Below are 16,536 nucleotides of genomic sequence, written 5' to 3' on the forward strand. Positions count from 1 at the left end.
CGGCGGGGTCGGCGGCGCTCCGTCGAGAGCGTCACGCCGGCCCCACCGCCGGTCGGTCAGTGGCCCGGCTTGTAGACCCGCTCGACGTGGCCCTTGAGGTCCTGCGGGTAGAAGTAGACGGGCCGCAGCTCACCGCTCGCGTAGCGTTCGACCTGGTCGTCGAAGTGCGGCGAGTCGGGGTGACCGCTCGCGCCGCCGGCCGTCACCGCCCACGCCCGCAGTCGCGGCCCGAACTCCACCACCGCGACGAAGCTGTTGCCGCTGGTGCCGTAGTAGCGCTTCGTGCCCGGGTAGCGCCTCGCTCCGAACGACGCGAGGGAGCCCCACTGCGCGGAGGTGAAGGGCACCGGGAAACTCGGCTTGGTGTCGTCGAAGGTCTGGGTGATGGCACCGTCGTTGCGTTGGAAGCGGTTTATCTGCCCCCACGGCACCCGCCAGCCGCCGAAGTCCTGCGTCAGCCGCGCCGCGGCCTCTTCGAGCGCGGTGAGCCGCTGCGCGTCGGTGGCCCGCTCGGCCAGGTAGTCCCACATCGACATGCCCGCGTCCCGGGCGGCCTGGGAGAGCGGGGCCCAGAGCGCCTCGCCCCAGAACACGGCGAGCGACGTGGCGGCCGACTCCGCACCCCACCGGTAGTCCCACCGGCGCAGCAGGGCGATCGGGTCGGCGAGGTTCGTCCGCTGCTGGTCACCCTCGGGCAACTTGTCCCAGGCGGCGACGAGCTGCGGCACGAGCCGGGCGAAGGCGGTGAGGTAGGTGTCGAAGGCCGCGTCGATCAGGCTCTGCGGGGTGAAGCGACGTTGCGCCGTCAGCACCCGGATCGCCTGCGGCCCGCGCGGGTTCTCGCCGGCCTGGTCGAAGTAGCGCGGGTAGTCCTCGGCCCTGGGGCTGTCCGGGCCGGCGGCGGTCCACGGCCAGTTGTTCGTGTTGAACGCCCAGCCGATCCTCGGGTTCACCGCCTGCGGCAGGCTCTTGAGGCTGTGCAGCCCTCGCCAGTCGGTCGCCGGGTTGCTGCCGTCGACAGGCTTGCGGTAGTCGAAGCGGTCGTCGCGTACCGGCATGAACTGCGGCACGAGGAAGGCGATCTCGCCCTTCGAGTCGGCGAAGAGCGTGTTGTTCGAGCTGTTGGCCTTGTAACCGGCCACCTGCATGAAGTCCGCGTAGTCCCGGGTCTTGGTGCGCAGGAAACTCTGCAGCAGCGCCTCCACGGGCTTGTTCATCAGCGCGAACGCGATCCACTTGCCGTCCGCCTCGCGCACGATCGGGCCGTGGTGGGTGGCGAAGGTGGTGAAGCTGCGCTTCGCCCGCCCGCCGTCGGACGAGCGGTACGACAGCGTGATGGTCTTCTTCGTCACCGGCCGCAGCGCGTGGCCGTAGCGGTAGTAATGGCGGCCGTCCGCCTTGGTCACGATCGTCTCGGCGAACTCGTCGACGTTGTCGACGCCGCTGGAGGTGTGCATCCAGCCGGTGTTCTCGTTGAAGCCCTGGTAGATGAAGAACTGTCCCCAGGTGGCCGCGCCGTAGGCGTTGAGCCCCTCGCCGCTGGTCACGTGCTGCTCGGAACGGAAGAAGAAGCTGGTGTGCGGGTTGATCAGGAGCAGGGCGTGGCCGTCGCGGGTGTGCTTCGGCGCGATCGCCATGCCGTTCGAGCCCGAGGGCTCGCGGAACAGCAGTCCACGTTCCTCGTCGGTCATCTCGACCGGCCGCTCGTCGTAGAAGGCTTCGAGCTGGCTGAGCGGGACCCGTTCGATGTCGCCGCCGATGCTGCCCTCGGAGAAGCTCAGCGGCATCCACGGTTCGAAGCGCGTGATCACGCGGGGCCGCACCTCGGGGTGGGTCGCGAGGTAGTAGTTCAGCCCGTCGGCCCAGGCCTGCATCAGTCCGCGCAGCCAGGCGGGGCTCTGCGCGTAGTACCGCTTCAGCACCCCGGGGTCGATGAAGAGCCGCTGGCGGAGGTCCTGCCAGATGGCGCTCTCGCCCTCGGCCTCGGCGAGACGGCCGAGGCTCACCAGGTAGTTGCGCTCGATCCGGTTGAAGTCGTCCTCGGCCTGGGCGTAGATCATTCCGAAGACCGCGTCGGCGTCGGTCCTGCCCGTCACGTGCGGGATGCCCCAGTCGTCGCGGGTGATCGTCACGCGCGCCGCCTGCTTGCGCCAGCGGGCGAGGTCGGAGGTGTTCTGCCCGGGGGCGGCGGAGGCGCCGCCGGAGGGCAGGCCCGTCGCGACGGCTGCGGCTCCGGCGGCCAGTCCGGCTGCTCCGCCCAGGACCCGACGTCGGCTGAGTCTTCCGTTCTGCACGTTCGTCATGAGCTGGTTCACTTTCTCCGTTCCAGGGGTTGTGCACGGTTTGCGGGCACGGAGGTGGGCGTCGCTCCGGTTTGCGGGCGACGCCCACCTCACGTGTTCAGCCCAGTCGTACGGAGGCGGAGTCCAGACCGCCCCGGACGCTGACCGCCTTCACCGTGACCGTGTCGCTGTCGGCCTTGACGACCCGGAGGCGGACCTTCTGGTCGTCACCGCCGTCGAGGTAGAACTGCGGGGCGTCGCCGACCCGGCGGGCGCCCTCGACCGTGACGGTGTCCGGCGCGACGATCTTGATTTCCTTCGCCTGCTCCAGGGCCGTCGGGATGCGTCCGGTGTTCTCGACCGTGGCCGTGATCTCGTGGGTGGCGCCGTCGCTCTGGGCGCCCTTGAGCTTCTTCACCTGGACCCGGGTGAGGTCGACCTGCGGCAGCGACTGGGTCAGGTACAGGTTGAACCGGGCCTGGTTGGCTGCCCACTCGCCGATCAGGTCGTCCGACGGGTTCTGCGACCAGAACTTCGGGTTGATGCCGCCCACCTCGACGGCTCCGAGCGTGGGGTGCACCGCCTTCGTCCAGGGCAGGAAGCACGTCGTACGGCGGTTCTCGGCGCACCACCGCGACCGCTCCCAGTCGGCGTACCGGCCGTCCTCGTCGTAGTCGGTGAAGTCGCCGCCGTTCCAGATCTCGTCGCCGTACCAGACGGCGCCGTACTGGAAGTAGCCGAAGTCGGGGCCGTGCCCGAAGAGCGCCTCCGGCTCGCCGCCGTTGCGGGTGGCGTAGTCGATGTAGACGCTGCCGGCGTTGCGGTAGCCGGTGAACGAGACGCCCGCCTTGTCGAAGTGCTCGTAGAGCTTGCGGTCGGGCGTGTACATGCACTCGCGCGGGTCGCAGGTCGACGGGCCGCGCAGGTGCATCGGCACGCGGGTGTCCATGCTGTTCACCGCGGCGATGTTGGTGTGCGACATCAGCCAGGTGTAGACGTGCTTGGTCTCCGGCTCCGACAGCGGGTACTCGCCGGCGCCGCCCTGGGTCAGGTTGCGGCCCGTCGCGTCGTCCTCGGCCATCGGGTGCCAGTTGTAGGGGTAGTTGCGGTGCAGGTCGAGGCCGCCGACTCCGTCCTCGTTGTAGCGGCCGTCGCCGTCGTTGTCGATGCCCTCGGAGAACATCAGGTAGTCGCCGTTGCCCGCGCCGACGCTCAGCATCGCGTTCCCGGCCGGGTCCCGCGCGTCGACGACGTGGGTGCCCTTGCCGGCGCCGACGTACTGGCGCATCTGGCTCAGGTAGCCGTCGTCGTTGATGTCCTCGCCCGAGTCGTCGTCGCGCTTGCCGTCACCGTCGTTGTCGTACGGGCGCACGGTCGACCGGTTGGTCTGGGCGGTGTAGAGGTACATGTCGTGGCCGTCGGGGTTGTTGACCGGGCGGATGTAGACGGCCTTGTCGTCGAGCATCCTGTCGACGGTCCGGTCCTTGCCGGCCTTCGTGATGAGGTGGTGCGCCAGCCAGAGCGAGCTCTCCGCCGACGAGGTCTCCCCCGAGTGCCGGTTGCCCTCGAAGTACGCGGCCGGCTTGTCGGTGTCCCGCCCGGTGGACTTGTCCGTGATGGTCAGCTGGTAGATCGGCTGGCCGCTGTAGCTCTCCCCGACGATGTACAGGTCGACGATGTCGGGACGCTCGTGGGCCCACTTCTTCAGCCACCACTGGATCTCTATGCCGGTGTGGAAGTGGTCGAAGTCCATCTGGCCCGGCTTCGTCGGCTGCACCTGGTCGTACTTGACGACCTTGAAGGTGCTCTCCCCGTCGCGTTGACCGGCGATCGTGATGGTGGGGGTCGTCGGGGTCACGCTGCCGGGGAAGGGCCCCGGGTCCTGCGCCTGCTGGAGGCCGACGGTGAAGGTGGGGGTGGCGGAGAGAGCGGCGTCGTCGAGCGCGCCGCCTCCGCCGGCGCCCCAGAGCGGTGCCGTTCCGACGGCGAGGACGCCCGCGGCCAGGACCGCTACCACGGCTGTGGGGCGCTTCTTCCTGGGCGAGCGTGGGATGGCGATGTCGTGCTGGCTGGCTTGCGGCTGGTCGGACGAACGTGGTGAGACTTCGGAGCCCAAGGCATATCTCCCGGTGTCACGTCGGTTGCCCATCGCCGACAGGCAGGGCAATCACTCTGCGTAGTGGGGCGGCCACCCTGTGGGTAATCGAGTTGAGATCACCGTAATCGGCTGCACTATTGATGTAAATATCTAAATATGTTCGGGTCCTTACGGAGGGGCAGGTGGTGGACCGACGATCGCCGGCCCACCACCTGCCCTACCAACCGGTGTCCGCGCGCTAGAGAGCCGCGCAGTCACCACCCTTGGCACCGTTGACCGTGTTCGGCGCGCCGAAGTCCTTGACCGCCGCGCTGTTGCCGGCGCAGCTCAGCGATCCGTTGATCCGGCTGCCGACCAGGACGGGCCCGTAGGCGCCGGCCAACCGGCTGTACCGCTCGTTCGCGGTCACCTGGACGTTCTGCGCCAGGCTCACCGAGCCGTTGAAGGTGCTGCCGGCGATCGTCACGTCCCGGGTGGTGCCGGTGATCTGCGTGGAGCCGTTGATCTTGCTGCCGAAGACCTGCACCGCCTGAGCGCCGGTCGCCGTCACCGTGCCGGTGATCGAGCTGTCACTGATCACCAGCGACGCGCCCGGCCGCACCGACACCGCACCGACCACCTGGGCGTTCTTGAGACAGGTCACGCCCTCGCCGGCCACGACCCGGAACTGCGAGCCGGTCAGCGTCCTGGTGCAGTCGGGCGACGAGCCGGGCAGCACGGTCGCCCGGTACGCGCTCGCCTCGCCGACGTTGCCCGCCGGGTCGATGGCCCGGTGCTCGACGAGGTGCGTGCCGAAGCCCGGCACGAACCCGCCGCCGGGGTGGTCGTCCGGCAGCGTCTGCTCGAACGCGGCCTTCGACAGGCCACCCGTGCCCAGGTTGCCGTAGGTCAGCGCCTTGACGTCCGTGCCGGAGTGGCGGAACTGGAACGGCGAGGAGGGCATCGGCTTCTCGGGGAAGCCGAAGTAGTTGTACCAACCGTCCTTGTCCAGCCGGAACTGGCCGACGACGTAACGGTCCTCGGCGTACCCGGTGTGGTCGTCGCGGGGATCCAGCCGCATGTCCCAGCCGTTGAAGTACACCGGGTGCTCCACGCTCCCGGCGAGCCGGGTCAGCGGCTGCGACAGGGTGCGGGGGGCTGTCGGGCGGGCGTTGTCGACGGTCCACTCGACGCGGTCGGAGACGCCACCCGGGTCGGCCGGATCGGTCACCGTCGCGGTGAGCTGATGGGTACCCGCGGCGAGCTTCAGCGCACCGAGGTCGAGGCTGCGGCTGTTGTGCGGGTTCGGCACGGCCTTGCCGTCCAGCGACCAGGCCACGTCGAGGATCCGGTCCTCGGGGTGGTTGGTCCGCACGTACACGACCTCGTCACCGGCGACCGGCTGGTTGTTCATGGTGTGGCCGGTGAAGGTCGCGGCGGGCGCCGACGGCGTGGCCGTGGTGTCACCCACCGTCCACTGCCGGGTCTGCACGAACCGGGGCCCGTTGTAGCCGGAGTTGGTGGCCGTGTTGCCGGTGGACGGGTTGCGCACCCAGTCGGTGCCGTCCGGCCCCACCGGGTCGCGCACCTCGACGTGCACCACGGTCCCCGCCGGCAGGTCGAGCTCACCGAGGTCGAGGTCGCGGCTGTTCCCGGTGTCGAGCACCGTGCCGTCCGGGCCACCGACCCGCCAGGTCACCTGCAGCTCGTGGTAGCGCGGCTGCCCCGTCTCGACCCAGAGCACGCTGTCGGACGGCACCGTGCCGACCGGGGTGTGCCGTACGTTCATCTGACCGGAGTTCCGCATCCCGGTCACCCGGGCGACCATGTGCTCCAGGCCGATCTGGTCGAAGTCGAACCCGATCCAGCGCATCATCGAGTGCTCGCTGGGCCGGCGCTGCCCGCACGGGTAGCTGCCACCCCCCTCGTGCAGCCCGATCGTGCCGCCGGAGAGGCTCTCCTCGCCGACCCACCGCCACCACTTGTGCTGGTCCTCGACCATCTTCTGCGGGTCGGTGTAGGTGGTGTGGTGGAAGCTGTTCGGCTCGCCGCCGGTGTAGCAGGGGCGCACCACGTCACGGGAGGAGTACGGGTACTCGTCGGCCAGCGTGCCGAGCGAGTGCCCGATCTCGTGCAGCGAGATCAGCGGGCCCTGCGGGGAGCCACCCGAGGTCGTCGCGTTGGTGCCGCCGATCCCGCCGTACGTGAAGGTGTTGAAGATCGCCAACGTCTGCACGTTCTGCGAGGTGCGCGGAATGCCCAGCACCGGCGCCACGTAGTTGTCGAGGATCCGGTTGTGCGCCTGGTTGCCGGTCTCACAGGGGTTGACCCCGGCCGGGTAGTAGGCGGCGAAGTCCTGACAGTTCTCCGGCGCTCCGCCGTAGACGGTGCCCCGCGACAGCGGGTCGGCGCAGCCGTTCTGGTAGATCATCCGCAAGGCGGTGTTCTTGGCGTTGATCGGGCCCTCACGCTCGCCGGTGTCCCGGATCGTGCCGTCCGGGTGACGTACCCGGCCGTCCGGGTCGCACCGGACGCCGTAGTCGATCGAGGCGATCTCCACCGCGTACACGTTGATGTAGTCGCGGTAGGTGCGGAACGGCTCCGTGGCCCACATGACGGCCAGGTTGCGATCCACGTCCTGGAGGAAGAGCTGCTGCTGGTCCCACTGGTAGCCGTCGCCCATGATGATCAGATTCAGCCGCTCGGCCGCCGGGCCGGTGACCTGGATCGGATGCACCTTCGGGTTCGGCAGCGGCATCGGCGGACCATCCGCCGGAGCGCCGCTCGCCGGGCCGACCCCGGTCAGCAGGCTGGCCACCAGGGCCACCGCCGCCAGGGTCGCAACCTTGAGTCTCACGAACTCCCACCTCACCTTCATCAGCCGGCATCACTCTCCGGCCTCCAGAAGCTAGTGCGGGGTTCGCTCGGGAATCACCAGACAGCTGACGGAACTTCCGCGGCCACCTGCCGTTCAGCCGGCGGTCCGACCCGATCAGGTCGGCGGCACGCCGCACGCCGCGCTACCGGAGCAGACCGTCGAGCAGGCGGGCCAGACCGAACTCGAACCACCGCTCCAGCTCCCGGTCCGGGTCCGCCGGGACCGCCTGCGCGGCGGCCAACCACTGGCGATCAGCGGTGTGCCCGCTCCGCTCGAGCCGGGCGAAGGTGCGAGTCGACCAGCTCCCCCACGCCGCGCCGCCGGCGTCGTGCTCGGCGCGCTCAGACACCTGTAGAAGTGCCATGCCCTGTACGTAGCCGCTCAGCGCGAGGTAGCCGGCGAACGCATCGGGCAGGCTGTGTCCGACGCCGGTGAGCGTGTCCACGGTGCGGTCGACAAGCGCCAGCACCGCCGGGCCGGTCGGCGGGCGGGTCGTCGCCAGGACTGCCAGCAGCCACGGATGCCGCCGGTACAGCGACCATTCGGCGCGGGCCAGCTCTTCGAGGCGTTCGCGCGGTGCCCGGGGCAGCGTGGCGCGGGCCCGTCCGATGCCGAGCACCTGCTCGGCCATCGCGGCGAGCAGCTCGTCCCGGCTGCGTACCCAGCGGTAGACCGCGTCGGTGGTGAGCCCCGCGCGGTGGGACAGGGCGCGGATGGACACCGCGTCGAGACCGTCGACGTCGGCCAGTCGCACCGCCATGCGGACCAGTTCGTCCCGGGTGACCGCGGTGCTGCCGTCGTGGGCTCCGGGCGGCCGACGTGCCGCAGCGGTGCGGCCCCGATCCCGGCGGCGACGGTACGCCCGTGCCCGGCAGCCGCGCGAGCAGTAGCGCCGGGGGCGCCCCCGGCCGGCACCCGGGGGCAGCCCCACGCCGCACTCGACGCATCGCGGTCCGTCCAACCGGCAGCACCTTCTCGTCATCGCGGTCGCCGTGACGAAATTACTCCCCGGGCCGGCCGGGCAGCCGGCCTCGGAACGGCCGAGCTGTCCCCGGGTCGCTCCGGACGCTACCGGATCGTGCTGTTGGTCAGCTCCTCGCTCAGCTCCCACAGCCGGTCGGCGAGCTGCGGGTCGACGGCGTAGGACATCACACCGACGGCCGTCTCCACCCGACCCGTCATCACGTCGAGGGCCTCGTCGTGCACGGTGAGCAGCGGGGAGATCTCGTTGTTCTCGCAGTAGACGCCGCCCACGCCGGCGAGCTGCGGGGCGGTGGCGCACCAGACGATGGTCGACGCCCCCTGCTCGACGGTCTTGCGGCCCGACCGCGGGTCGACGACACGGTTGCCGTGCTCGTCGATGAGGTTGTTCGTCCGCAGGTACTCCGCGGTGGTCCACGGGCTAAGGTTCGTGCCGATGATCAGACCCGGGTGCAGGGAGAAGCCGCGGATGTCGTCGGCCTCACCACGCTGGTCCACCCCGACCGCGAAGAGGATGTTGGCGGTCTTCGACTGGCCGTAGCCCAGCCAGCCGTCGTACTCGCGGCGTTCGAAGTTCGGGTCGTCGAAGACCACGGGTGAGAGGTGGTGCGCCCAGGCCGAGACCGTGACCACCCGGGCACCTCTGGCCTGGCGTAGAGCGGGCCAGAGCCGGGTGGTGAGTTGGAAGTGTCCCAGGTGGTTCGTGGCGAACTGCGCCTCGTACCCGCGGGCGTCCCGGGTCAGCGGCACGTTCTGGATCCCCGCGCTGTTGACCAGGATGTGCAGCGGCCGCCCCGTCGCCAGGAACCTGTCGGCGAAGGCGTCGATCGAGGCCGGGTCCATCAGGTCCAGCTGCTCGATCTCGACCCCCTCGATCCCCGCGAGCATGTCGCGCGCCCGCTCCGGGGAGCGCACCGGGACGACGACGGTGGCGCCGGCGGAGCGCAGGGCGCGGGTGGTCTCCAGGCCGAGGCCGGAGTGGCCGCCGGTGACGATCGCGGTCCTGCCCGAGAGGTCGATTCCCTTGATGACGTCGTCGGTCGTGGATGCGGCGTCGAAGCCGGAGCCGATCGGTTGTTGTGGACTGGGCATGTCAGAACTCTCCTTGAGAAAAGGTGCTGCGGGGGGTGCCCGTCACGACATCTCCGTCGAGCGGCTGACCGCCTCCCACGTGACCATGTCGGCCAGCAGGGCCTGGTGGTGGGCGCGGAGCGCGTCGACGGCGTCGCCGCCGAGCACGAGGCGCAGGGGCGGATTCTCGGCGTCGACGACCGTGAGGATGGCCGCGGCGGCCTTAGCGGGGTCACCTGGTTCCTTGCCGGCGATCCCCGCGACCATCTGCCGAAGACCTCCCGAGCTCGCCTGGTAGGCCGGGCTCTCGGGGGCCAGGAGCATGTTGTTGGTGATCTTGGTGCGGAACATGCCCGGCTCCACCAGCAGCACCCGAACGCCCAGGGGCGCCAGTTCGCTCGACAGCGCCTCGCTGAACGCCTCGAGCGCGTGCTTGGCGGCGTCGTAGGCCCCCAACCCCGGGTAGGTCATGCGACCGCCCAGGGAGCTCATCTGCACGATCGTCCCGCTGCCCTGCTCGCGCATCAGGGGGACGACCGCCTTGGTGACCTCCGCCGCGCCGAAGAAGTTGACCTCCATCAGCGAGCGCAGCTGCTCCATCGACGTCTCCTCGACGGCCCCGATCATCGTGAACCCGGCGTTGTTCACCAGGACGTCGATGCGGCCGAAGGTGGCCAGCGTCGCCTTCACCGCGGCCTGGACGGATGCCGGGTCCGTGACGTCCAGCGCCGCGGTGCCGACCCGGTCGCCGCCGAGTTCCGCGAGGTCGGCGAGGGCCTCCGGACGGCGCGCGGTGGCCATCACCCGGTCACCGGCGGCCAGCGCGGCCAGCGCGATCTGCCGGCCGAACCCGGTCGAGCAGCCCGTGATCAGCCAGACGCGCCCCTGCGTTTCGTTCGTCATTCCAATGCCCCTCAAAATGGTGTTCTACCGAGGTCGGTAGCGGTTGCGACACACGGAAGCCGGGCGACACCTGTGGTTCCAGGGGTTCCTGTGACCCCTGGTTCGGCAGCTGCGCAGAGGATCCGTTCGCAAGCGCCCGACGATCATTCGCGGCCGACGGGCGGGTCGCCCCACTCCCGTTACGTGTCCTCGTGGACCGGAGCAATGCTGCTCGCGGGTGGTCGGGCGCGGCCAACACCGGTTACCTGCCACGGCGGTAGTCTCGGCCTGTGACCCCTGATCTTCGGCAGCTCCGGTACTTCGTCGCCGTCGCCGAGGAGTCGAGCTTCACCCGGGCCGCCAGCCGCCTGATGATCACGCAGCAGTCGCTCTCCCAGCAGATCAACGCGCTGGAACGGATCCTCGGCGCGAAACTCTTCAACCGGGACAGCCGGGGCACCACCCTGAGCGACACCGGGTCGCTCTTCCTGCCCGAGGCACGCGCGGTTCTGGACCGCGCCGACGAGGCCGTCGCCGTGGTCCGGCGGGCCGTACGCGGCGAGACGGGTCAACTCCGCCTCGCGTTCCTCGCCACCACCGCGAACCACCTGCTGCCGCCGGTGGTCCGGGCCGCCCGGGACCGCCTCCCCGGCCTGGAGCTGATCACCGAGGAGACCAGCATCGCCCCGCTCGTCGAAGGTGTGCTCAGCGGCGAGTTCGACCTCGCGTTCACCCGACCGCCGCAGGTCCCGGGCCTGGCCGCACGGACCATCGTCACCGAACAGGTGTGCGTCGTCCTACCCGAGGGGCATCCGCTCGCCGACCGCGCCGAGCTGACCCTCTCCGAGTTGGCCGACGAACGGTGGGTGATGACCCCGCGCAGTTCCTGGGAGCCGTGGCACCGCACGTTCGACGAGAACTTCCGCGCCGCCGGGTTCAACCCGGACATCGTCGCCCGGGACACCAGCGTGCAGGGGCTGCTCGGCCTCGTCGCGGCCGGCGTCGGGATCACCCGGCTCGGCTGGTCGGCGCACAACCTGCGGCGTACCGGCGTGGTGTTCGTACCGCTCGCCGGTGAGGTCACGCCGACGGAGATGATCTGGCGGCCCGACAACACCTCGCCCGCGCTGCGCCGGATCGTGGAAGTGGTGACGGAGCTGGCCGCCACGACGGACCTCACCACCACGGGCTGACGACTCATCGATCATCCGCCCGGACTCGGCGGTCCTGCCGTGTCAGGCAGCGGTGACAGGCTGCGCCTGCCGCGGTGCCAGGTAATCGATGTTGGCCTGACCGGACCCGGCCGGGCCAGTATCGTGCCTGGCTATGCACCAGGAGTCACCATCCCGCTGAGTGAGGAAGCACCATGAGCAATCCCGCGACGTTCTCCGATCAGCTCGCCGATCGGCTGGCGGTCCGCGAACTGGTCGACGCCTACGCCCATCTGGCGGACCGACGCGAAGCCCAGGGTCAGGCGGCGCTCTTCACCGACGACGCCCGCGTGGCGGTGTACGACGGCGAGCCCGACACGACCGAGCCGGCTCAGGTCCTCACCGGTCGGGACGCGCTGGCCGCCGCCTTCGGCTCGCTGCGCAACTACGAGAAGACAACCCACTTCAACGGTCAGAGCACGGTGACCCTCGACGGTGACCGCGCCACCGGCGAAACGTACTGTCTCGCGCACCACCTCTGGACGGAGGAGGGGCAGCGCATGCTCATGGTCATGTCGATCCGTTACCACGACACGTTCGTCCGGCGGGGCGACCGATGGTTCTTCGCCGAGCGCCGGCTCATCACCGACTGGGTCGACCGTCGGCCCTCCACCGCCTGACGCGCCGAGTCCATACGGGCCACGATGGGCGCGCCGGCCCCGGCCCGCGCCCGTTCGGTGAGCCCTTTCGTCACCGCCTCCGCCGTGACGAAAGCACTCCCGCCCCGGCACCCGGTCAGCCAGCCTCGGAGGTGACCACCCACGATCCGAGGAGCGCCCGTGTCCCCTGCTCTCGCCGTACGCCCGCGTCGCGCCGTACCCGCCGAGTTCGACGACCTCCTGCCCGCCTACCTCGCGGCGTTCGCGGACGAGGCCGTGCTCTCCTGGGTGCTGCCCGACGCGGTCGACCGGGCCGCGAGTGCCGCCCCCATGGTGCGTGACCTGCTCTCCGCCGCGGTCCACGCCGGCCAGGTCATCGTCGCCGAATGCGCCGACGGCACGCTCGCCGGGGTGTCACTGTGGCTGCGCCCGGCCGACGACGGGAAACGGCCGGGGCTGTCCACACGACCGCCGGCGGCCGCCGCCGTCGTGGACGGTCTCGTCGCCCACCGGTTGGCGCTGGTCGCTGACCTGGTCGCCGCCCACCGGCCCGCCGAGCCGCACCTCTATCTCGCGTCGATCGGCGTCCGGGGCGAGCTGCGCGGTCGCGGTGTCGGTGGCGTGCTGCTCGCCGAGGGCCTGCGCCTGGCGGACGCGGAGCGCTTACCGATCCACCTCGAAGCCTCGACCGAGCGCAGCCGCCTGCTCTACCTGCGTCACGGCTTCCGGGACCGCGGCCGGCCGCTGCCGCTGCCCGACGGTGGACCCGTGCTCCGGCCGATGCGGCGCCCGGCGCCGTCCGCGCGCGCCTGACCCCGCTGCGCTTGCGCAGTCGCCGAACGCCTTCCGGGGACGGGAACCGTCGTGCGCGGCGGATCCCGTCCCCGGTGCGGTCAGCGCAGGCCGAAGGCCCGGGTGATGCGTTGCTCCACGCTGTTGCCCCGGGCGTCCCGGGCGGTGGTGCGCAGCGTGACGAACCGCGCGGTCCGTGGCGCGTGGAGACGGGTGCGCCAGCCGTCGCCGTCGCGCCGGAGCTCGGCGTGGTGCCAGGTGGCGCCGTCGTCGTAGGACACGTCGAGCGTCACCGTACGGATCGCGGAGGCCTCCGTCGCCGTCGGCAGGTGCAGTGCGGTGACGGTGAGCTCGGCGTTGCGCCTCGCCTTCCCGTCGACGTCGGTGTCGACGGCGTAGTCGAGCTGAATCAGCGACGGGTTCCAGACGCCGGAGCTGACCGCGCCCGAGGTGAAGCCCCACTCCGTCCGGGTGTGGGTGGAGTACGGCCCGGCCCAGGCGTCACGCCTGTTCTCCGACACGAGGCGGTACGGCAGCCGATCGCGGCTGAGGCGGCCGCTGCTGAGCATCGGCTGGTAGCGGTCGGTCTCGCCGACGAGCGTGTCGCCCTGGTAGAGCCGAAGGACGTTGTCGGCGGCGAAGTTGCCGGAGGTGTTGCCCTCGTGTGCGGTGCCCGAGTCCCCCCAGCCGGGGATCACCGCGCTGATCCCGTCGCCGTCGCCGCGGAAGACGGTGTAGGTGGTCAGCAGTCGGGGCCGTTGCACCGGGCCGAACCAGCGCTCCTCCTGCACCGAGCCGGCTCGGTAGGCGGTGGGGGCGGACTGCTGGCCCTGCTCGTCGGGGATCGTGACGTTCGTGGTCCAGTCGGTCCCGGCGGTGACCCAGTCGGTGCGCTCGCCGCGGGCCGGGACCTCGTGGAAGTCGATGCCGGTCGACGAGCCGGACGGGGCGACACTGGCCCGCGTCTCCAGCGCCCGGGTGGGACGCCAGTTGCGCAGCGACATGTCGACCCGGGCCAGGTCGCGCGGGGCGACCCGGTACGCGGGATCGGCCGGAACGGCGCCCTGGTAGTCGCGGACCAGGTCGTAGACGTACTCGGTGTGCGGGCGGGAGGTGACGTCGAGCCGCACCCGCCGGTCGCGCCGGATCCGGGTGATCAGCTGCTCCCCCTCGTCGGCGGTGAGGGTCGCCACGGTGACCGGCGGTGGGTCCTGCGGCGCCCACACCGAGCCCGGCCAGGGGGCCAGCCGGCCGCTTCCGTCGTTCACCACGAGCAGGAGACGGGCACCGGCGGACGCCGCCGCGGCGGCCTGCTGCTCCACCGGCACGGCGTCGTCGCGGCGTACCACGACGGCCTTGCCGTGGGCGTTCAGCGTGGCGTAGGCGTCGCTGCCGCCGGCGCCGGCGAAGACGGTGTCGAGGTGATGCTCGCCGCGGGGCAGCGCGGTCGCGGCGTGCCGCACCCGCAGGTCGTCGTAGTCGCGGCCGCCGGTGGTGACGGTCAGCGCGGGCTGGGCCGTACGCCAGCGGGCGCTGAGGACGAACGTGCCCTGGGTGACCTTCCGACCGGTGGGCAGCAGCCAGATGCTGTCGTACTCCGGGCCCGGGTACCACGCGGAGATCCACGGGTCGCCGCCGAAGGTGCGGAACACCTCGAAGCGGGAGCCGTCCACTGTCGAGGAGTGCGGGGTGGAGACCGTGGCCCGGCGCGCCTTGGTGGCGTCGAAGACGACGGTGCGGTCCTGGTCGAGGATGATCTCGGGTACCGGGAGCAGGCCGAACCCTCGCGAGTGGGGGCCGTTGACGCCCTCGAGGTCGGTCCTGAGCCACGCCGCGTACGTGCCCGGCCGTAGCCGCAGTTCGGCGCTGCCGGTCTCGTCGATCTGCTGCTGCAGGACTGTGTTGTCCTGCCCGAGCAGAACGAGTTCTCCCCCGGTCGGCCGGCCGCCGCGGTCCTTCGCCTGAAGGGTGAGGCGGTGGCGTACGCCTTCACGGCCGACGGCGAGGGCGGTGCGGGTACGGGTCGTGCCGGTGGCGTCCGTCGCGGTGAGGAAACCGGAGAAGGGGTGGTCGGCGGGTACCCGGTCGAAGTCCGTGGTCACGGTGACCGGGGTGGTGCCGTGCGCCGGGACGGTGATCTGCCGCGCCGACAGCGTGAAGAGGTTCTCCGGCCCACCGGCGACGGTCGCGGTGAGGTCGAGGGTGACGGCCTTGTCGCCGAGGTTGGTGTACCGGACCTCCCGCTCGACGGGGCCCTGGGGGGCGGTCGGCCAGTCCGGGTAGCCGAAGTCGGCGCTGACGGTGGCGACGACCGACGCGGCGGTCGTCGCGGCGATGTCCAGCCGGCCGTTGCCGCCCTGGTAGGGGTTGAGCTCGGGGGTGGCCTTCGCGGTACTGACGAGGGCTTCCTTGAGCTGTTCGCCGGTGAGGTCGGGGCGCTGGGCGGCGAGCAGCGCGGCGGCTCCCGCGACGTGCGGGGCGGCCATGGAGGTGCCGTCCGACAGCCGGTAGAGGCCCTCCCCCTCGGAGTACTGGGAGCGGGCGGCCAGGATGCCGACGCCGGGGGCGGTGAGGTCGGGCTTCAGGGCGTTGTCGCCGGCACGTGGCCCCTGGCTGGAGAAGAAGGCGAGGGTGTCGGTGCCGTCGACGGCACCGACGGTCAGCGCGGCGTCGGCGGCGCCGGGGGTGCCGATCGTGCCCGGGGCGGGCCCGCGGTTGCCGGCGGCGACGACGAAGAGCGCCCCGGTCTCCTCGCTGAGCTCGTCGAGGGCGACGCTCATCGGGTCGGTGCCGTCGGTGGGGTCGGCGCCGAGGCTCATGTTGACGATCCTGGCTCGCTGGTCGCGGACCGCCCACTCCATACCGCTGATGATCCAGGACTCCTGGCCGGAGTTGTCGTCGCCGAGGACCTTGCCGACGTGCAGGCGTACCCCGGGGGCGACGCCCTTCTCCTTGCCGCCGGAGGCGGCTCCGGTGCCGGCGATGGTGGAGGCCACGTGGGTGCCGTGGCCGAAGACGTCCTTCACCGTCTCGCCCGGGACGAAGGACTCGGCGGCGGCGACCTGGCCGGCGAGGTCGGGGTGGGTGGCGTCGATGCCGGTGTCCAGGACGGCGACGTCGACGCCCTGGCCGGTGTTCCCGGATTTCCAGACCTCGGGGGCGCCGATCTGCGTGGTGCTGTCGGCGAGGTCGGCCTCGACCTTGCCGTCCAGCCAGACCTTGGCGATACCGCCCTGGAGCGCGAGCCGCCCGCCGGCGGACCGGGCCGCCGGCTCGCCGCCACCACCGGTGATCGCGGACCAGAAGGCGTCCGAGCGGTCGACGTTGAGTGCGGCGCCCTGGATGCTGTCCAGCGTCCGGACGGTGCGTGCGCCCTTCGGCGTCGACATGGTGCGGGTCCGGGCCGCGGCGTCGGTGTAGGTGACGATCAGCGGGAGGCGATCGCGGTGCGCGTCGTCGTAGCCGTCCGCCAGCAGCTCCGTGATGTTGAACAGTTCCTTGTCGAGCAGCCCGGCGGCGACGTACGGCAGCGCGCCCTGCGGGTAGACATAGGTGTCCGTCCCGTCCCGGGACGAGGTGAATCCGGTCAACCGGCCGTCGGCGTCCCGCACCTCGGGGCTGAGGCCTCCGTCGGCCGTCCGGGTGGCGGTGACCTTCTCCCCGGTGATCAGCGTGACGGTGGGGCCGGCCCCGGGGCTCGGCGACGCGCCGGGCGTGACAGTGAGGGCGGGCGGAGGTGCGGTGGGCGGGGCCGAGGCGAGGG

General features: G+C 71.2%; 10 protein-coding genes. 3 read left to right on the top strand and 7 right to left on the bottom strand.

Annotation, left to right across the window (positions count from 1 at the left end; genetic code table 11):
* Positions 1-56: 56 nt before the first annotated feature.
* From E1211_RS00830 to E1211_RS00855, 6 genes are all read right to left on the bottom strand, one after another.
* On the bottom strand, positions 57-2,303 hold the full coding sequence (locus tag E1211_RS00830; RefSeq protein ID WP_132344273.1) for a penicillin acylase family protein: 2,247 nt from the start codon (positions 2,301-2,303) through the stop codon (positions 57-59).
* Between the two features lie 97 nt (positions 2,304-2,400).
* Positions 2,401-4,299 carry a M14 family metallopeptidase gene (locus E1211_RS00835; RefSeq protein ID WP_207915123.1) on the bottom strand — a complete coding sequence of 633 codons (1,899 nt, stop codon included), beginning with the start codon at positions 4,297-4,299 and terminating at the stop codon, positions 2,401-2,403.
* 319 nt (positions 4,300-4,618) lie between these two features.
* Entirely contained in the window at positions 4,619-7,216 is a 2,598-nt protein-coding gene (locus tag E1211_RS00840; RefSeq protein ID WP_165947121.1) for a M64 family metallopeptidase, read from the bottom strand.
* Between the two features lie 163 nt (positions 7,217-7,379).
* Entirely contained in the window at positions 7,380-7,997 is a 618-nt protein-coding gene (locus E1211_RS00845) for a TetR/AcrR family transcriptional regulator (RefSeq protein WP_165947122.1), read from the bottom strand.
* A 308-nt stretch (positions 7,998-8,305) separates the two neighbouring features.
* Entirely contained in the window at positions 8,306-9,310 is a 1,005-nt protein-coding gene (locus E1211_RS00850) for an SDR family NAD(P)-dependent oxidoreductase (protein WP_132344279.1), read from the bottom strand.
* Between the two features lie 42 nt (positions 9,311-9,352).
* A complete protein-coding gene (locus E1211_RS00855) occupies positions 9,353-10,192 on the bottom strand; it encodes an oxidoreductase (RefSeq protein WP_132344281.1) in 840 nt (279 codons plus the stop codon).
* Between the two features lie 269 nt (positions 10,193-10,461).
* Between E1211_RS00855 and E1211_RS00860 the strand changes: the two genes are divergently transcribed.
* The 3 genes from E1211_RS00860 (at position 10,462) to E1211_RS00870 (ending at position 12,794) form a co-directional block, all read left to right on the top strand.
* Entirely contained in the window at positions 10,462-11,364 is a 903-nt protein-coding gene (locus tag E1211_RS00860) for a LysR family transcriptional regulator (RefSeq protein WP_132344283.1), read from the top strand.
* 173 nt (positions 11,365-11,537) lie between these two features.
* Positions 11,538-12,002: a nuclear transport factor 2 family protein gene (locus E1211_RS00865; RefSeq protein ID WP_132344285.1), complete on the top strand. Its 465-nt coding sequence runs from the start codon at positions 11,538-11,540 to the stop codon at positions 12,000-12,002.
* 159 nt (positions 12,003-12,161) lie between these two features.
* Complete coding sequence (locus tag E1211_RS00870) at positions 12,162-12,794, top strand: GNAT family N-acetyltransferase (RefSeq protein ID WP_207915125.1); 633 nt, start codon at positions 12,162-12,164, stop codon at positions 12,792-12,794.
* Positions 12,795-12,874: 80 nt separating this feature from the next.
* Here the strand turns inward: E1211_RS00870 and E1211_RS00875 are convergent.
* On the bottom strand, positions 12,875-16,536 hold a 3,662-nt coding region (locus E1211_RS00875), incomplete at its 5' end, for a S8 family serine peptidase (RefSeq protein ID WP_132344287.1).

The organism is Micromonospora sp. 15K316, from assembly GCF_004348525.1.
In the GTDB taxonomy this organism is placed as follows: Bacteria; Actinomycetota; Actinomycetes; order Mycobacteriales; family Micromonosporaceae; genus Micromonospora.